The 18,211-nt window shown below is 34.6% G+C and carries 18 protein-coding genes and 2 pseudogenes; 7 read left to right on the top strand and 13 right to left on the bottom strand.

Annotated features, from left to right (window positions below; genetic code table 11):
- Positions 1-332 (bottom strand): annotated as a pseudogene (locus AB4Y90_RS05555) (hypothetical protein); the annotation flags it as partial.
- A gap of 34 nt (positions 333-366) precedes the next feature.
- On the opposite strand from AB4Y90_RS05555, the gene AB4Y90_RS05550 reads away from it, so the two are divergent.
- Both AB4Y90_RS05550 and gloA2 read left to right on the top strand, forming a co-directional pair.
- On the top strand, positions 367-804 hold the full coding sequence (locus tag AB4Y90_RS05550) for a nuclear transport factor 2 family protein (RefSeq protein WP_441556456.1): 438 nt from the start codon (positions 367-369) through the stop codon (positions 802-804).
- 6 nt (positions 805-810) lie between these two features.
- On the top strand, positions 811-1,188 hold the full coding sequence (gene gloA2, locus AB4Y90_RS05545) for an SMU1112c/YaeR family gloxylase I-like metalloprotein (RefSeq protein ID WP_441556455.1): 378 nt from the start codon (positions 811-813) through the stop codon (positions 1,186-1,188).
- A gap of 111 nt (positions 1,189-1,299) precedes the next feature.
- Here gloA2 and AB4Y90_RS05540 read toward each other — a convergent pair whose 3' ends face one another.
- Together AB4Y90_RS05540 and AB4Y90_RS05535 are read right to left on the bottom strand one after the other, a co-directional pair.
- Positions 1,300-1,683: a DUF1634 domain-containing protein gene (locus tag AB4Y90_RS05540; RefSeq protein ID WP_441556454.1), complete on the bottom strand. Its 384-nt coding sequence runs from the start codon at positions 1,681-1,683 to the stop codon at positions 1,300-1,302.
- On the bottom strand, positions 1,680-2,510 hold the full coding sequence (locus AB4Y90_RS05535) for a sulfite exporter TauE/SafE family protein (protein ID WP_441556453.1): 831 nt from the start codon (positions 2,508-2,510) through the stop codon (positions 1,680-1,682). The genes AB4Y90_RS05540 and AB4Y90_RS05535 overlap by 4 nt, the downstream gene beginning before the upstream one ends.
- Positions 2,511-2,597: 87 nt before the next feature.
- Between AB4Y90_RS05535 and AB4Y90_RS05530 the strand changes: the two genes are divergently transcribed.
- Positions 2,598-3,146, top strand: coding sequence for a DUF1543 domain-containing protein (locus AB4Y90_RS05530; RefSeq protein WP_441556452.1), 549 nt, complete (start codon positions 2,598-2,600; stop codon positions 3,144-3,146).
- Between the two features lie 146 nt (positions 3,147-3,292).
- Complete coding sequence (locus AB4Y90_RS05525; protein ID WP_441556451.1) at positions 3,293-4,402, top strand: 5-(carboxyamino)imidazole ribonucleotide synthase; 1,110 nt, start codon at positions 3,293-3,295, stop codon at positions 4,400-4,402.
- A gap of 45 nt (positions 4,403-4,447) precedes the next feature.
- Here the strand turns inward: AB4Y90_RS05525 and AB4Y90_RS05520 are convergent, their stop codons facing one another.
- From AB4Y90_RS05520 to AB4Y90_RS05510, 3 genes are read right to left on the bottom strand one after another with little or no spacing between them, the layout of a single operon-like run.
- Positions 4,448-4,801 carry a hypothetical protein gene (locus tag AB4Y90_RS05520; protein ID WP_441556450.1) on the bottom strand — a complete coding sequence of 118 codons (354 nt, stop codon included), beginning with the start codon at positions 4,799-4,801 and terminating at the stop codon, positions 4,448-4,450.
- Complete coding sequence (locus tag AB4Y90_RS05515) at positions 4,802-5,617, bottom strand: hypothetical protein (protein WP_441556449.1); 816 nt, start codon at positions 5,615-5,617, stop codon at positions 4,802-4,804.
- A gap of 54 nt (positions 5,618-5,671) precedes the next feature.
- Positions 5,672-6,586: a DMT family transporter gene (locus AB4Y90_RS05510; protein WP_441556448.1), complete on the bottom strand. Its 915-nt coding sequence runs from the start codon at positions 6,584-6,586 to the stop codon at positions 5,672-5,674.
- Between the two features lie 190 nt (positions 6,587-6,776).
- Here AB4Y90_RS05510 and purE point away from each other — a divergent pair, with 190 nt between their 5' ends.
- Positions 6,777-7,286, top strand: coding sequence for a 5-(carboxyamino)imidazole ribonucleotide mutase (gene purE, locus AB4Y90_RS05505; protein WP_441556447.1), 510 nt, complete (start codon positions 6,777-6,779; stop codon positions 7,284-7,286).
- Between the two features lie 110 nt (positions 7,287-7,396).
- Here purE and AB4Y90_RS05500 read toward each other — a convergent pair whose 3' ends face one another.
- The 3 genes from AB4Y90_RS05500 to ahcY all read right to left on the bottom strand — a co-directional run bounded on the left by AB4Y90_RS05500 (position 7,397) and on the right by ahcY (position 10,952).
- Complete coding sequence (locus AB4Y90_RS05500; protein WP_441556446.1) at positions 7,397-8,941, bottom strand: BspA family leucine-rich repeat surface protein; 1,545 nt, start codon at positions 8,939-8,941, stop codon at positions 7,397-7,399.
- Positions 8,942-9,010: 69 nt separating this feature from the next.
- A complete protein-coding gene (gene yiaA, locus AB4Y90_RS05495) occupies positions 9,011-9,403 on the bottom strand; it encodes an inner membrane protein YiaA (protein ID WP_441556445.1) in 393 nt (130 codons plus the stop codon).
- Between the two features lie 235 nt (positions 9,404-9,638).
- Positions 9,639-10,952, bottom strand: coding sequence for an adenosylhomocysteinase (ahcY, locus tag AB4Y90_RS05490; protein ID WP_408088364.1), 1,314 nt, complete (start codon positions 10,950-10,952; stop codon positions 9,639-9,641).
- A 163-nt stretch (positions 10,953-11,115) separates the two neighbouring features.
- Here ahcY and AB4Y90_RS05485 point away from each other — a divergent pair, with 163 nt between their 5' ends.
- Positions 11,116-11,646 carry a HugZ family pyridoxamine 5'-phosphate oxidase gene (locus tag AB4Y90_RS05485; protein WP_441556444.1) on the top strand — a complete coding sequence of 177 codons (531 nt, stop codon included), beginning with the start codon at positions 11,116-11,118 and terminating at the stop codon, positions 11,644-11,646.
- A gap of 361 nt (positions 11,647-12,007) precedes the next feature.
- A complete protein-coding gene (locus tag AB4Y90_RS05480) occupies positions 12,008-12,622 on the top strand; it encodes a 4'-phosphopantetheinyl transferase family protein (RefSeq protein WP_441556443.1) in 615 nt (204 codons plus the stop codon).
- On the opposite strand, the gene AB4Y90_RS05475 is transcribed toward AB4Y90_RS05480, so the two are convergent.
- The 4 genes and pseudogenes from AB4Y90_RS05475 to AB4Y90_RS05460 form a co-directional block, all read right to left on the bottom strand.
- Positions 12,603-14,867 (bottom strand): FUSC family membrane protein, encoded by a 2,265-nt coding sequence (locus AB4Y90_RS05475; RefSeq protein ID WP_441556442.1) that lies wholly within the window; start codon positions 14,865-14,867, stop codon positions 12,603-12,605. The two genes, AB4Y90_RS05480 and AB4Y90_RS05475, sit on opposite strands and share 20 nt — an antisense overlap.
- A gap of 165 nt (positions 14,868-15,032) precedes the next feature.
- On the bottom strand, positions 15,033-16,199 hold the full coding sequence (gene porV, locus AB4Y90_RS05470; protein WP_441556441.1) for a type IX secretion system outer membrane channel protein PorV: 1,167 nt from the start codon (positions 16,197-16,199) through the stop codon (positions 15,033-15,035).
- Positions 16,200-16,255: 56 nt separating this feature from the next.
- Positions 16,256-18,148, bottom strand: a pseudogene (porU, locus tag AB4Y90_RS05465) (type IX secretion system sortase PorU); the annotation flags it as partial.
- The gene (locus AB4Y90_RS05460) at positions 18,111-18,200 is read right to left on the bottom strand and encodes a hypothetical protein (protein WP_441556457.1); all 90 of its coding nucleotides are present in this window, start codon (positions 18,198-18,200) and stop codon (positions 18,111-18,113) included. The pseudogene porU and the gene AB4Y90_RS05460, both read right to left, overlap by 38 nt.
- Positions 18,201-18,211 lie beyond the last annotated feature (11 nt).

The following is an 18,211-nucleotide window of genomic DNA, read 5'->3' as shown; positions in this document are numbered from 1 at the left end:
CTATAAAGCGGAGTGTATTTAATTAAAACAATCCCGTGATAAATGATCATTGCCAATAATAAGCCTTGCAGATACCAGAAATATTCTGTCTTTTGGATGATAAATCCTAAAGCAAAAGTGATGATTGTAAGACAGGTAATCTGGATTTTACCGAAATCAGGAAAGCGAAAAACCCAATGCGGGCTCGGAATTTTTGGCAATACGGTTAAAATCAACAATAAAGAACTTATAACAAAGTAGGTTTCCCACATATTTCTTAAAATGTATAAATAAAAATAAGTTTTTTTCTGGTAATTTCGTGCCAGTTTTAATTTAAATGGGGGGTAAGCCATATATTTTTTAATTTTAAAGTTTAAAACTTATCGTATGGGAAAAATTTTTATTGTTTTAATGCTTGTAAGTTCATTCTGTTTTGCACAGAAAACAGAGAAAGATGCTATAAAAGAAGGTGTAGAAAAGCTTTTTACGGGAATGAAAAATGCAGATACAGTCATGATAAAATCTGCTTTTGCTGACGATGCCATTTTGCAGACGATCACAAAAAATGAGGTTGTAAAAACAGAAAAGCTGCAAAACTTTTTATCTTCTTTTTCTAAATTATCAAAGAACGATGCAGACGAAAAGATCAGATTTGAAGCCATTCATATTGATGGAAATCTGGCAAGCGTTTTTACCCCGTACGAATTTTATTACAAAGGAAAATTTTCGCACTGCGGAGCCAATAGTTTTCAGATGGTAAAACAAAATAACGTCTGGAAAATTCAATATTTAATCGATACAAGAAGAACGAATTGCAATAAATAATCTAAAATGAAAATTCACCATATTGCCATCATCTGCTCAGATTACGAGGTTTCAAAAAAGTTTTATACCGAAATTTTAGGTTTAAATATCATCCGTGAAGTGTATCGGGAAGAAAGACAATCTTACAAGCTCGATTTAGCAATCGGAGAACATTACGTTATCGAATTATTTTCATTTCCAAATCCTCCTAAACGACCGTCAAGACCTGAATCCTGTGGTTTAAGACATCTTGCTTTTGCTGTAGAAAATGTAAGCGAAAAACGTGATGAATTAATTCAGAAAGGTTTAAACTGCGAAGAGATCCGCATTGACGAGTTTACCGGAAAAGAATTTTTCTTTACGCAAGATCCCGATGATTTACCGCTGGAATTTTATCAAATGTAAATTGAGATACTAGATACGAGACACTAGATATCAGATATCAGATATCAGATTTAAGACTTAACTGCTATTTGTAAGTCTGATATCTGGAATCTAGCGTCTAATTATCTATTATCAATGTGCATAACCCGTAAAGAAACTAATCGCCATAATCGCTAAAACAATTGAAGAAATAACTACATAAACGTAGTCTTTTTCTTTAAGGTAGCCGATTAATGCAAAAATAATTCTCATTAAAGGGGTGAAAATAAGCATCAAGATTCCCAATTGAATAATTGCCATTCCTTCGCCTTTGCAAAGGGTTTCCCAAAAATGGCTCCAGACTTTTTCTGAAGAGCTTCCCATGTCGAGAAGCTTGTATTTCTTTGGCATTACAAAACCTTCCATAAAAAGTTTTACGAAGCCAATCAGTGAAGTGATAACTGATAAAATAACGCCTAAACGTAGAAGGTTTCCTACCGAACGGTTCAGATCAACATCTGTGAAATTTTTTCTCATTTGAAGTTGCTGCTTACACCGTTATACATCATATAAACTGAAAGAATCGTAATCACAATAGCGAAAAACGTCTTCAGTTTTTTTGTTTTTGAAACCATTAAAGTCTTAGATCCTATAAAGCTTCCCACTACAACACCTACCAAAACAGGCGCCACAATCACGGGAATAATTTCTCCTCTCTGGAAATAGATTAATGAACTTGCAACGGCAGTTACCCCGATCATAAAATTACTGGTCGTGGTAGAAACTTTGAAAGGCAGTCGCATCATATTATCCATTGCCAAAACTTTCAAAGCACCGGAACCGATTCCTAAAAGTCCGGACATTGCTCCTGCAAACATCATCATGAAAAATCCCGGAACGGTATTTCTTGCAGCATAGTTTTTTACAACTCCTTTATCGGGAAAAGTACCATAAAGCTTGAGCTTTTCTTCAAGGCTGCCTTTAACTAAAGGTTCCTGATGATCAGGTTTTCCTTTAAGATTTAAAATAACGGTAAGCAAAAGAATACTGGCGAAAATAATTCCAATAGTATTAGGATTCAGCATTCCTGAAACCAATGCGCCTACAATTGCTCCTGAAGTTGTAGCAATCTCCAGAAACATCCCGATTCRCATATTGGTAAAGCCTTCTTTCACGAAAGCAACGGCTGCTCCTGAAGAAGTTCCGATCACTGAAATTAAAGAAGCCCCAATTGCATAATGCATAGGAACACCGAAACCAAGCGTTAATAGAGGGATAATGATAACTCCGCCTCCCAAACCGGTGAGTGAACCTAAAAGACCGGCCGAGATAGCGCCAAGAAAAAGAATAATAATCTCCGACATGCTACAAATATAAAACTATTGCGGTTTTCAGACAAACATTCATCCAAGATTATTTTTTGCCGTACTTTTGCAAAAATAAAATTAAAAATGAAGTTATTTTATATGATCCTTGGTGCAACACCGAAAGGCAGAAATATAGAACAACATGATGTTTTTTTTGGTATCGCAGAAAGTCTCAAAGATTTGGTTCCCGATATTAAAGATTTCTGGAAAGAAGCCGATGGAAAAATTCATCTCGACTGTTATCAGGAAGTGAAATTTGCTGATGGTTTTGAAGTGAAAATTGTAGAAAAAGGAGAAGAAGTTTCAGAAAATCAATTGTACTTCATCAATTTGGGTGGTTATAAAAAAGGATATTTTGAAGAGTTTCATGAACAGCATTTAATGGTTGGAACTTCAATGGCTGAAATCGTGAAAAAAGCAAAACAGACTGGGTTTTATAAAACAATGGGTTTTGAGGGAGCGGTAAGTCATATCGATGATAAACACGGGGTTGATATTGATGATATTTTTAACGTGAATGATATTCTTCCCGAAAAAATGAAAGAAAAATATTCAATTGTTTTGGTTAAATCTGATGCAGAAAACCAGGAGAATCTGATGGGATTGGGATATTTGAAAATTGATAAAATATAGAAACAGGTTTGTCATTCTGAATGTAGCAAAGCGAAATGAAGAATCTCAAATATTCACAATAGAGATTCCTCATGCGTCGGAATGACAAGTCGGATGTTTATATTTATTAAAGAAAAAATTAAATCTAAATAAAATTAAAATAAAAAATGAAAATAGGAATTTTAGGAGGCGGACAACTCGGAAGAATGCTCATTCAGGAAGCGCTGAAGTATGACGACGAATTTTACACTTTGGATCCGGCTTCAGATGCGCCTTGTCATAATATTTCACATTTTACCCAAGGAAATTTCAATGATTATGAAACGGTTTTGAATTTCGGAAAAGATAAAGATGTAGTAACAATAGAGATTGAGCATGTAAATGCAGATGCTTTGGCAGAGCTTGAAAATCAAGGGATAAAAGTGGTTCCGAATGCTCAGATTATTAAAACCATTCAGCAGAAAATTCTTCAGAAGCAGTTTTATAAAGCTCATGATATTCCAAGTCCGGATTTTGAAATTATGGATGGAAGTTCAGACGAAATAAAAATGCCACTTCCTTTTGTACAAAAAATGAATACAGGTGGCTACGACGGAAAAGGAGTTCAGGTGATCCGTACCAATGAAGACATGAAAAATCTTTGGATACAGGATTCCGTGCTTGAAAAATTAGTTGATATCGACAAAGAACTTTCGGTAATTGTTGCTAAAAACGAAAACGGAGAAACTCAGATTTTCCCTGTGACGGAAATGGTTGCCGATCCGAAGTTGAATTTGCTCGATTTTAATATCTGTCCGGTTTTTTTAAGTGAGGAAATTGAAGATCAAATCGATTCAATAACTGAGAAATTTTTAAATGCCGTTAATTCTCCGGGGCTTTTTGCGATTGAATTATTTTTAGATAAAGAAGGAAAAGTTTGGGTCAATGAAACCGCACCGAGACTTCACAATTCAGGACATCAAAGCCAGGAAGGAAATGCCAATTCGCAATTTGAACAGATGTATCGTGTGGTAAAAAATCTTCCTTTGGCAGATACCGATGCCGTTATTTACAGTGGAATGCTGAATCTGGTTGGAGCAGAAGGATTTTCAGGAAAAGTAATTTATGAAGGAATGGAAGATGTTTTAAAATTACCTGAAACCTACATTCATCTTTATGGAAAAACAGAAACCAAACCCGGAAGAAAAATGGGGCATATCAATGTTTTGGCAGAATCGAGAGAAGAATTGATGGAGAAATTGATACAGGTAAAAACGATGATAAGAGTCATTGCTTAATACTTTTAAATATAATTGAAAAGACTGCTTTCGGGCAGTCTTTTTTTATTTAATTTTCGGTTGATCGATCGTCCATTTTTTATCTGTGGAATTCCACAATAAATAAGGGCCGCCCAAACCATCATCATAAATCAATTCGTAATTTCCGTTTTCATCTTTATTGTAAACAGGTTTTTTAGGATCATCTTTTTGCAATCCCAATTGCTCTAAAGTCTGCCAATCATTAACTTCAGGAAGTTTGTAACTTTTTTTGCGGTAGTTCTCAATGTTTTCAATGATTTCGTTTCCCGATTTTATATCAGATTTTCTGGTGATTTCTATCGGAAGATTCCAGTAAATCGTGAATGATATCATTATTAAAAGAATTACAGATATGGAGATGATGAGTGTTTTTTTCATTTATTTAATGTCTTTTGATTTTACAAGACTGTCCTTTTTGTAATTATAAATCATATAGCTGTCTAATGCAGGAGAATAAACAGAAAACTCTTCAAGTTTAGTAAACGGAGAATATAATTTAAAAGTGCAAATGTCTGTTGCCGAAATAAAAGGATTTGTTTTTAAATGACTGTGAGTAGACATGGTTACTGTGCCTCCTTCCGGCATTGAAGTCATTGCCGGTATTAATCTTGAATGAAATTTTTTATTTGATATAATGTTTCCTTCTTTATCTGAAATGAATAAATAATCATTGCCAAAAGGAATTATATTAGCTTCTGAAGCTCCTGTAATCAGGTAGTTTTTGTAATTTCCTTCAAACGGAATTGTGATTATATTCAGACTAAAACCATTAGGAACACCAACTTCGTATTTTGGATCCGATAATTGTGAAATTACTTTTGAGCGGATGTTTTTCAAATTATTTTCATTAAAATTAAGATTTCTTTGTACAAGATTTTCTTTGACAGGTTTTTTAGAATTGTTTTGAAAAGAATATTCTGCAATAACTAAATTTTGATCTTTACTTAAAATGACTGTTTTTACAGTGTCATTACTTTTATAGGTAAGGTATCCGCCAAAATTTTCATTTATTTTTTTATTTTCTCTTGCCAGATCTGTAGATTGCCATGAAGAATTTTCTAATGAAAAAAGTAGATTACCTTCAGCTTTTATAGAATCTAATTTTTTCTTGATTTCTGCATCTGTAAATTTTATATTTTGTGCCAGAAAAAATGATGATACTAAAATAAAAATCAGGGAAATAGTTTGTTTCATAAATTTAGAATTGTGTGTTTATGCAAGTGAATTTAGTAAAATATTGTAATGAATTTAAGATTCTTCTTCAATCTTTTTCCTTTTAAAAAGTTCTTTGTTATAATTAATAATAAAAACTCCAACGATGATCAATACCGCAGCAATGATAAATTTAGCCGAAATTTTTTCATCTAAAATCAGCCAGCTTAAGAAAATCGAAATAATCGTATTCACATAAGCCAAAATTGACACCTGCACTGGAGAAACTCTTGTGAGCGCATAATGAAATGCGAAAAACGCCGCCACAGAACCAAAAATGGCAAGATAAAGCATCGCCGAAATACTTTTTACGCTCCAGTTTTCAAAATTGTAAGATTCTGAGAAGAGAAATGCAAAGCAAAGCTGTATTATTCCTGCAAAAATAAACTGGTAAAAAAGATTCAGCGAAATATTTCTGCTTTGTATATTGAGTTTTTTAGTAAAAATCGTTCCTGAAGCCCAACCTCCGATTGCAATAAAAAGAAAAATAATTCCCATTCGGTAAGATGGATTTGCCATGTCGGCTAAACCATCCCAAAAAATAAAAAGTATCCCGCTGAAACACAACAAGACGCCGAAAAACGCTCTCAAACTGAATTTCTGCAATCCAATTGCAACGCTTCCAAGAAAAACGACAATAGGAGAACACGCACTGATCAACGATGTTAAGCTGCTCGTTACTTCCTCTTCGGCAACGGTAGTCATTCCGTTTGCGACGATCAGCATTAATGTAGAAAATATGAGTTGATAGCTAAGATTTTTCCAGCCAATCCATTTAAATTCTTTTTTATATAAAAGGATGACCATCATAATCATCGCTGCCAAAAACTGACGAATCCCTGCAACAAACCATGCCGGAATAGATTCTACCGCAACACGAATGGCTAAAAATGTAGTTCCCCAAACAATGGCAACAGTAAAAATGGCTAAAGTAAGTTTGTAATTTTTCAAAGTACAGAGAAATGGTGCTGCAAAGATAAGGTTTTCTTGGTGTGAATGGTCAAATTTGCTTCGCAAGTCAATTGTGAATCTTTTGATATTAAAATTAAATTTTGAATTATTAAAATTCACAACGAAGAAAATTGACCATTTACAATTCACTTTTAAAATGATTATCTTTGAAGTCTAATAAATTGAAAAAATGGTAGGAATTATCATGGGAAGTCAGAGCGACTTACCGATTATGGAATTGGCAGCAAATTTTTTGAAATCTTTGGATATTCCGTATGAATTAACCGTCGTTTCTGCACACAGAACACCGGAAAGAATGTTCGATTACGCTAAAACAGCACAAGAAAGAGGTTTGAAAGTAATTGTGGCAGGAGCAGGAGGAGCCGCACATCTTCCGGGAATGGTGGCAAGCTGCACGACTTTACCGGTAATCGGTGTTCCTATTTTATCGAGCAACTCTATTGACGGTTGGGATTCTGTTTTGTCGATCTTACAAATGCCGGGCGGAATTCCTGTGGCAACAGTCGCATTGAACGGAGCATTAAATGCCGGAATTTTAGCTGCAAAAATATTAGGAAGCGGGAACGAGGAAATTGCAGAAAAGCTGCAGGTTTATCAGGATACTTTAAAAGATAAGGTTTTAGGAACTGTGGATGATATTAAAACCAAGCATCCTAATCGATATGATGATATTTATTAATTATTAATTATTAATTATTAATTGTGAATTGTGAATTGTGAATTTTTTTCTGTGAAATTTATTAATTCTTTTATATAAAAATATAGCCTCACGTTTTTGTGAGGCTTATTTTATTTTTTAGTAAACTTGAAAGACTGCGTTTTTTCTTTTGTAGCGATTTGTAAAATATAATTTCCTGAAGTGAGGCTTTTAATATTAATAAAATCTTTAGTAAGAGAATCTTTCATTATAATTCTTCCGCTGAAGTCTGTTATAGTATAGCTTTTTACATCTTTAAAATGATTTAAATAAATAAAATCTGATGCAGGATTAGGATAAATATAGATACTGTTTTTTAAATTACTTTCACTCACTGCAAGCTTTTCGCATTCACCCGCAACATCTCCGGTGAAAAGCCAGCCTTTATTAATAAGGATATTTCTTTTGTTGATAATATTTATGGAATATGTAAGGTTGTTAACCGGGCCTAAATTGATATTATTTGCCGTGTTAGGATTATCTGCCCATCCTGAAATAGTATCACTGTAGTTTGCGCAATCTATTGCGGTTTGGGTAATTGCCAGCAAAGCGGTCGTAAGAGCGGGAAGATTCCAGCTTGCCAAGGATTGGTTAAAAGCAGTTGCTCCCTGCAGAAAAATATTCATATCAGTTAAGTTGCTTGTATCCCAATTATCAAGCGGTTGGTTAAAAGATGTACAGTTATGGAACATATGAGATACATTGGTAACATTTGAAGTATCCCAGCTGTTCAGCGGTTGATTGAAATTAGGAATCAAATGAAACATAAGAGACATGTCGGTAACATTTGAGGTATTCCAGTTATCGAGAGGCTGATTGAAAGTATTACAGCCAGCAAACACAGAGTTCATGGTAGTAACATTTGATGTATTCCAGGAATTCAGGTTTTGATTAAAAATTTTTCTGTTCTCAAATAATGAATTAAAATTTGTTGCTGCTGATGTATTCCAGTTTCCAATGGGAGGATTAAATGTTTCTGTAAACTGATGGATATTTGTATGTGCAAACATAAAGCTGAAATCTTTTACAAAAGATGTATCCCAGTTTGCCATGGAAGAGTTTCCTGAAAAATTGCTGGTGTTAAAAAACATGTGTGAAGTATTTGCAACATTAGATAAGTCAGGTGAATCTGTAGCGATTAACTGTAAGTTTTGACAATGGGAAAATGCACTAAACATTGAAGACCATTGTATATTGCCCCACTGCGATATAGCAAGAATTTTGTCTGAATTACCAAAATGAGACCAGATTTTGGCTCCGGTTTGATCTAAGATGAAAGAGGCAAATTGTATTTTATTAAAAACACCGTTTCCATTGCTTACTTTTAAACGATAAGTCGCCTGATTCGGACTAGGATTCAAGGGAGTTCCAAAATCGATCAGGATTTGACCAGCTGATGATACATTCGTTAAAGTAGCATTGTGCTGAGGAAAATTTATTTCTTCCCATTGAATGGTATAGTTTGCACCCGCCCCGGGAAACCAGATCTGGTTTGAAGATGAAACGGAAGGAGCCGTTACATTGGTAATAATTGATGGGTTTATGCCGCTTGGTTTCCAGATGGTAATAAATTCTGTCTGGGATTTTGCAAGTTGTGAAAAAATGAATATAAACAAGAATGTAAATCTGCAAATCATATCAATATTTTGTGAAATAAAGATATGTAAAAATAAAAAACTCACCAAATCTGGTGAGTATAAATTATCTTATTCCTGAGTCATATTGTCTCTTGTATTTTTCTGAACGGCGATTGCACCAAATAGAGCCAGTAAAAAAGCAAAACCGTAAAACCCTTTTTCACTTGGAAGAATGGTGGCATTCCAAAGACCGATTATCAGTAATATGATAGAAGATAAGGTGGCAAACCAGCATATTCCGTAATAAATATCGGTCACTTTAATATTTTCTAAACGGTCACGAACTGCTTTTTGTAAAGAAACCACGGCAAACAAACCATAGAGTAGGATGGTGAAGTAATATCCTTTTTCGTTAAGCTGCATTTCTGCTCTAGCAAGCCCTACAATAAATCCGATCATTCCTGCACCAAGTGCAATCCACGATGCCGCTACGAATGCATTTGAAACTCCTTGTTTTTTCATTAATTGTTATTTTTTGTTTATTATTAATTCAAATATATTGTTTTTTTGAATATCAGTTAGATTTATTTCCAATAAGGTTGAAATTTTTAATCAATGTATCTGATGAAGATGGTTTAATGAAAAACTTTGTAAGATTTTGAACTTTGACAAAGTAAAAACGCTCCGAAAAATTCGAAGCGTTTTATATTTTATAATTGGCAAAGATTACTCACTACCAATTACACATTACTTATAATTAATATCTGTAATATTCAGGCTTGAAAGGACCTTTCACGTCTACACCAATGTATTCAGCTTGTTCAGGAGAAAGAGTTTCCAATTCTACGCTTAATTTTTTAAGGTGAAGAGCTGCTACTTTTTCATCCAAATGTTTAGGTAACATATATACTTCGTTTCCGTAAGCTTCAGAATTGTTCCAAAGTTCGATCTGAGCCAAAGTCTGGTTAGAGAAAGAGTTAGACATTACAAAAGACGGGTGACCTGTAGCGCAACCAAGGTTTACCAAACGACCTTCAGCAAGAATAATTACTTCTTTACCTTCGATAGTATAGATGTCAACCTGAGGTTTCACTTCAGATTTTGTAGAACCATAGTTTTCGTTTAACCAAGCCATATCGATTTCGTTATCGAAGTGACCGATGTTACAAACGATTGCTTTATCTTTCATTTTAAGGAAATGCTCTCCTCTTACGATGTTGAAGTTACCAGTTGTAGTGATGATAATATCTGCATTATCAACAACCGTATCTAATCTTTTTACTTCATAACCGTCCATTGCAGCCTGTAAAGCACAGATCGGGTCGATTTCAGTTACAGTAACGATAGAACCTGCTCCTCTGAATGATGCAGCAGTACCTTTACCTACGTCTCCGTATCCGCAAACAACCACTCTTTTTCCTGCCAACATTACGTCTGTCGCTCTTCTTACAGCATCTACTGCAGATTCTTTACATCCGTATTTGTTGTCGAATTTAGATTTGGTAACCGAATCGTTTACGTTGATTGCAGGCATTACCAAAGTTCCGTTCTTCATTCTTTCGTATAGTCTGTGAACTCCGGTTGTAGTTTCTTCAGAAAGTCCTTTGATATCTTTTGTGAATTCTGGGTATTTATCAAAAACCATGTTTGTTAAATCTCCGCCGTCGTCAAGAATCATGTTTAATGGTTTTCTGTCTTCACCGAAGAACAAAGTCTGCTCAATACACCAGTCGAATTCTTCCTCGTTAAGACCTTTCCAAGCATAAACAGGAATTCCCGCAGCAGCAATTGCAGCAGCTGCGTGGTCTTGTGTAGAAAAAATATTACAAGAAGACCAGGTAACTTCAGCTCCAAGCGCAACCAAAGTTTCGATCAAAACTGCAGTCTGGATCGTCATGTGAAGGCATCCTGCGATTCTTGCTCCTTTCAATGGTTGAGAAGGACCATACTCTTCACGGATTGCCATCAAACCAGGCATTTCAGCTTCTGCAAGGGTAATTTCTTTTCTTCCCCATTCTGCTAAAGAAATGTCCTTAACTTTATAAGGAACGTATTGTGTTGTTGTACTCATATCTAATGAATAATTTAATTTCTAATTATTGAAATGCAAAATTACAACATATAATTTAGATATAAAAACACTCTGTAAACTTCCCCTTTATGAGATATTACAGTGCTAAATTTATTTATTTTAAATCTAAATAATGTATTTTTGTATAAAATAAATCTCTATTATGAATCATACACACGCTCAGGAAGAAACTCAAAGACAGGCAAAACCTCTTACTCCGAAAGTAAAAGAACTGGTTGAAAGATCCAAAAGCATTATTTTGGCAACGGTAGATGCAGAAGGAACGCCTAACTCGAGTTATGCACCATTTGTACAGGTAGAAAATACGTTTTATATTTTGGTGTCTTTCATGGCAAAACATACGAAGAATCTTGCAGACGGAAGAAAAACTTCCATCATGTTCATCGAAGATGAGTCTGCTACAAAACAAATCTACGCAAGAGAAAGATTAACGATTGAAGCGTCTACTTCTCAGGTTGAAAGAGATTCTGAAACCTGGAATACAGTTGTTTCTCAGCTAAAAGAAACTCACGGCAAAGTGGTTGATGTAATTTCTGAAATGAAAGATTTCATTTTAATCGGTCTTCATCCGACAAAAGGTTCCTACGTAAACGGTTTTGGGAGTGCTTATTTTGTGAATGAAAACCTTGAAATTCTTGAGCATAGAAACGATCAGAATCACCAGTCTAAATAAGCGGATTTTGGAAGCTGGATGCAGGGTGTTTTACTACTAACTGCTTTAGCTTTTTAATAATATTGAAATTCACTTTTATCTTAAGATTTAAGTGGATTTTTTTTGTGCATGAAATTTTTTATCGCAAAGATTTGTAAGTTTATTTTAAATTTTAAGGGAGCAAAGTTTAATCAACAAAGTTGATTTGATAAAGCGAACGTCTATGCGAAAACTTTATCAGCGACTTGTCGCAACTTTTGCTCACTTTAAATATTAAAAATAGAATCTTTGCGTTAAAAAAAACAGTCAGTAGGAAAACCATTATCCTAAAACTTCCATCATCCAACCAAAAAATCCTTAATTTTACCTAATAATTTAAACCATGCCTCTTTACCGAGATTTTTCTGATGATACCGCAACCATTCTTGTCTGGAAATACGACGAGAACGAAGAATTGAATATTGACGAACTTTTAGAGCCCGAAAATGCCGAAAAAGTAAAAGATTATCATCCGAAAAAATTATTGGAGGTTCTGATGGTAAGAAAACTTCTGAAAAGTTTAAAACCCAATTCAAAAATTCTTTACAAAGAAAGAGAGCCTTTTTTATTTCCGAAAGATGCCGAAATTTCGATCACGCATTCTTTTCCTTTTGCGGCGATTGCGATCTCAAAAAATAAAATCGGGATCGATATTGAAAAATTTAATCCTAAAATTTTAAGGGTTATCGATAAATTTACTTATGAAAATGAACGTGGATTTATTCCTTTTGATACGGAAGTTATTTTCTATACAATTATCTGGAGTGTGAAGGAAAGTATGTACAAAATTCATCATTCCAAACACTGGTCGTTGAAAAAACATTATGAAGTAAGGCCTTTTGAATTGAAACATCTTCATCATATCAAATGCCGAGTTCATGATGATAAAATTTCAGATGAGCTTAAAGCAAGAGTAGAATTTTTCGACGAATATTGCTTTACGATTGTGGAAGAGTAGTATTTTCTTCGTTTTTGTACTTTTCAATTACTTTTCGCTGTTCTTTGGCAACATCATAGATAAGTTCCAGAACATCGTGAATGTTTTTCAGCTCTGTTAAATGAGAGATTTTGTTTGGATCTCTTGTATCGAAATGTTCGTTTTCCAAAAGTTCTTTTTTTCTTTTATGAATCATGTTTTCAATTGAAGAATCTTCGGGTTCAAGACGGCTGTCCATTCTTAAAGTTTCCGGTATTTTTTCACCATTCAAAATTGCTGAAACCTGATTCATCTCAGATTCTATTTTTTTGCTCCAGCTTTCAGAATCAATTTCAGGATATTCGTGGTTGCTCTTTGCGTATTGAGATAATGAAGCGGTGTAGGCGGTTATCAGATGTGAGGTCGCCACAAACTGATGTACCACTTCCAGTTTTTTCTGCTGATTTTTGGGATCAGAAATCATTCTCTGGAAATTATCCGAAAGATTAGCCAAAGAAATGATGGCATTTTTTCGTTTTACTTTATAATCTTCTACATTAAAATTTTCATTCAGAAATTTAGACATTACACTATGAAAATACGTGAGATTTGACTCTGCAGATTTTTTCATTAAATCTAAATTCTGTGTATGTTCCCAAACCGGAAGCACAATATATGAAACCAGAAATGCAATAATTCCGGCGATAAAAGTGTCTACAATCCGGTCTTTAAAAATAACATTTACATTTCCGGGGTTTAAGAAATTAAAACTCATAAAAACGTAGATCGTCATAAATAAAACTGCCCAGAAATATCTTCCTTTCAATAAACTGAAACATAAAATCATGCTTATCAAAAGTATTGCAAAAAGTATTGCATTTACATGAATAAAATGCAGCAAAACATAGGCAATGACCGCACCTGCAACTGTACCGCAAAAACGCAGGAAATTTCTTTGTTTTGTAATAGAGTAGGCTGGTTTTAAAATAGCGGTGATGGTAATCAAGATCCAATAAGTGTGGCCGATTTCTACAAAAGGAAGTAAAGAAACAACGTATCCCAACAACAACGCAATGGTGATTCTTATCGCATGTCTGAAATGGGATGAGGTAAGAGAAATATTGCTTTTTAAAACTTTAAAATTAATTTTCTCTTCTTTAGGCATAAATTTCTTTAAATCTAAACCTGTGGAAAGACTTTTTGCCAGCTTTACATTCTGCGAAAAAACTTTATAGATCTCATTGATCTCTTTGGTGATTTCATTGATGCGCATCATTATTTGACGCAAGATCATGAAATTTTCAAGGTTTTCGGGAGTCATTTCTTTATTTCTTAATTCGAAATAATGTACATTGAGCTCGTGAAACTGTACTTCAAGATTGAAATTAGGTCTTGCTCTCGTGCTGCTTTGCAATGAGATCCCGATATTGGCAATTTCTTCGGAAAGAATATTTAAATAATCATGGATTTTTACTAAAATTTCGGTGTCTTCAAAACTTTCCTGAAGCTTTTTATAATCGCTTTCAGAGGTCATCAGTTTTTCGTGAAGATCCATAGAATTCAGGAACATCAACATCAATAATCTGCTTATTGTTGTAGATTCATTCACGAGGGTTCTTGTTTTAAAAACTGTTTCGCGGGTTTCTTCCTGAAGGTTTTTAATTTCGATCTGCTTTGTAATGACCTGTAAGCTCAGCTTGTCGAAATCAGGATTTTTCTGGTAATAATTTGCTTTAATTTTAAGAAATTCTGCAAGCTGCAGATAATTTTCACCGATCATCTGACTTGCCAGTTTATACGGCTGAATTGTAGTAACGATAAGGAAGATCAAAAGAAACCAGATGCATCCTGCTGTAAAAATAAGTAAGCTTTTCAGAACATTGGCTCCGGTTAAATGACCGTCAATAAAAATCGCCAAAACAACCAATGCTAAAGATCCTACAGCTGCCAATCTTTGCCCGTAAACACCGATCAACGAAAAAAACATTCCGAAAACAATGATTTCTAAAAGTACAAGCGGAATAATTCCTTTCACCAGGCTTGCAATTAATGCAACCACTACAAAGCAGAAAATGGCAAAAGTTAAAGAATTTCTGCGTCTGATAAATGGTCCCGGCTGATCTGTTAATGCTACAAAGCTGGTTCCCAAAGGAAAAAGAAAGTATTCTTTGAGCAAACCAAAATAGGAGAGAACTAAACACGGGATCACCGTTGCCAATGTAATTCTAATGGAAGAATAAACATATTGGCTGGTTACGATTTTTTTGAGTTCCGAAGAATAGTTCATACTACAAAAATAAGAGTTAAATGTGAATTTTCAGTTTTACTGGGTAATTGAATTGTGAATTTTTATTTAAATATTTTATTAAAACATACCTAGAATGATACCAAATTACTGAAACAAAAAAAGCCTCACAAAATGAGACTTTTCAAAACTTTTATATTATGTTTTTTAATAATCCACATTTGAAGTTTCATCACCGATGTTCCAAGTTAAACCGAAACGGATGGTGTTATCTAATGCAGTATTAATTTTAGACATATTAATTAAATAAGATACGTCAAGACCGAAAGAACGGTATTTTAAACCAATACCTGCAGTAGCAAACTGTCTTGCTCCCTGCTCTTCGCTTTCGTGGAAATAACCTCCTCTTACCGCAAATGCATTGTCATAAGAATATTCTAATGCACCGCTATACATAATAGAGTTGGTATTTTTGAAAGATTTTCCGATACCTGCCATTACACCAACGTTAGGAACCTGATAAATAGGCTGTCTTGTATTTGGATCTGTACCTACAAATTCTGATCCCGGAACCAAGATTTTAGATCCTTCTACAGAAAGACCCACTCTGTTCATATCATCAAGATACATATCGTAACCTACACCGATTCTAGCCATTGTAGGAAGGTAAGATCTTGAAGCTTCGTCGCCTGTATAATCTAATTTCGGACCTAAATTGGAAATTACTGCACCCGCATTTACTTTTCCGTCGTAACCTCCTATACTTGAAAATCTAGGTGAAGTATAGTAAGCTGAAACGTCTACTGCAAAAGTGTTGGCAGGCTTCAGTGTAGTATCTGTGTTGAATCCTCCGGATAAATCTGAACGAATGAATCTACCTGTAACCGCCATTGAGTAAGAATCTGAAAGTTTCAGACCATAGGCAACGTCGATAGACATTTCGTTTGGTTTTGAAACCCCGTTAGAAGTTACGGTATTGTCTACACCAAGCTCAGTAAGTTCTACTTCTCCCATATTAAAATAATAGATACTTGCGGAAATAGTTGATCTTTCTTCCTGCCCTAAAAATTTATGGAAAGCACCGTACAATAAAAATACGTCGTTGGTTAATTTCCCCATATATGGAGTGTAGTTCAAACCTACAGAAGAACTTGTTCTGCTAAAAGGATATTTTGCAGCATTCCAGAATTGCGAAAATGCATCAGGTGAAGTTACCACACCCTGATCTCCCATACCTCCTGATCTTGCATCTGGTGCGATTCTAAGGAATGGAGCTCCGGTTAATACAGGTCTTACCTGACTCAAATCTTGCGCATAGCTTAAAAACCCAGCGCTCAAACCAATCCCTAAAAGCAGTTTAGTAGTTAAATTCATATGTTGTCTTTTATATATTATCAGTTTTTTATTGATATTGTTGATTAATTATTTATTTACTTCAAAAGTACCATTTTTTCTACAGCTGTAGCACTTCCTTTGCATTTTTCTTGATTTTGACTTTTTGCAAATATCTTAAAAATATACGTACCTTTTGCTACTGTGTCACCAAAATCGTCTTTTCCGTCCCATTCAATTGCCTGACGTGGTGTTCTAAAGCCCTGCAGAAAGGGTTCTGCCACCACAACATTTGTTAAAGTTCTTACCAGTTTTCCTGTAATTGTATAGATTTGAACATTTACATCTAAAATATCATCACAATTATGCTCAAACTGTACATAGGTTTTGTTGGTAAAAGGATTTGGCCAGTTTAATGGTCTGTTGATCACCAAATGTTGATCACTTTCATCTTTAACTTCAAAGTTTAACGTTTCAGTTGTCGAATTATTGTTGATGTCCCAAACTTTAAATGTTAATTGATGTTGACCTATCGCCAGATTTCTGAAAGGGTAGGTTACATTTCCTTTCTGATAGTCTGCCAAAGCAGGATTGATACATCCGTTTCCTTCACCTGAAGAAAAGAAATCATTTAAAACAATGGTGTTGATAATTTGACCGTCTAAATATACTGTAATATCGTGACCCACACCAGAACCTGTAGAATTTATTCCTGTATCGTCATTCAAACACGCAAGAAGCATAGGATTCTGATTTGTGATCCCTCCATTTGCAAAATTAGTGTTATTCATATACAGTTTTATTTTCGGAGGCTCGTTATCATTAATTCCGTTAGGATTAATGTCTCCTACTTGTACAGACTGGTTATTGAATACATCAATCGATTTGTTGTCTGCATATCCTAAGATTCTGCCTTCTCCTACGGTATAATTAATATCTTTAGGTACATAAAATTCTACCGTAAATACTCCGTTTACTGCAGTTCCTGAAGCTTTTACAATAGGACTTCCTTCTTCTTTGTAATTTAAAACAGGAGTCATCCCACCATCATTATTTAAGGTAGTTTTATTTAATTTTTTATCAAAAATATTGATAACGACTCTACCGTTGAAGCTGGTATCTACAACACCACTTGCATTATTGATATGACCTGTAACTTTTACAAAATCTAAACCTCTTATCAAACCAGGAACAGGAGTTTCGATCTGATCGATTGCTAAACGTCTTAGTGGTCTTGTGAGTTTCATTGCAGGATCACCAAGAAAATTTACGCGTAAATGATCGGCACTGTTACCGTATTGTTTTTTAGCTTCAAGATGAGAGATTCCAAGACTGAGGAAATCATCATTTACCAGATTAAAAATATTTTGTGTGAATGCATTGGTGAACGCTCTTCCGTATGCCACACTTACGGCGCGACTGGAAGTAATCATCGTAGCGGGACCACCTTGTTTTAGTTTTATAAACTGTTCTCCTGCAGAGAAAGTTGAAGGCTCATCCCAAAGTGTAAATTCGCAGGTAATGGTTGATACAAAGGGAAAACGGCTGTAAACATTCGTGAAATTATTAGAATTCTGAATTTCAGTTGTTGTTAAAACTCTTTCCTGAGCCCATCCGTTGATACCACCATGCCCAAAATAAAACAGATATAGACTGTTACCTATGTCGTTAGARATTGCCTGGTTTACTTGCGGAAATCTTTGTCCTCCTGCACTACTTTCTGCCTGAAAAGAATCCAGGTAAAGTTTTCTTACATTATATTCTTTTAGGTTTGTATTGTTTTGTTCAAATATATTTACGAGTGCCTTGTTCATTACATCATGAAAAGGACCTCCGCCTTCCAAATCATCATCGACTATAAAATCCAGTTTCATTTTCCATTCTCCGAAAGGATTAGATTGTCCTGATAATGAATTGTAATAAGCCATTGTTTTATCAATCATATTTGCAGCTTCAGTAGGATTGGCTGCAGGAATTCTTCCAATCGTAAGCCATTGTTTTATCAATCATATTTGCAGCTTCAGTAGGATTGGCTGCAGGAATTCTTCCAATCG

Source organism: Chryseobacterium sp. 2TAF14 (genome assembly GCF_052115105.1).
Classification (GTDB): Bacteria; Bacteroidota; Bacteroidia; order Flavobacteriales; family Weeksellaceae; genus Chryseobacterium.
This window is presented reverse-complemented; position numbering and strand designations above follow the sequence as displayed.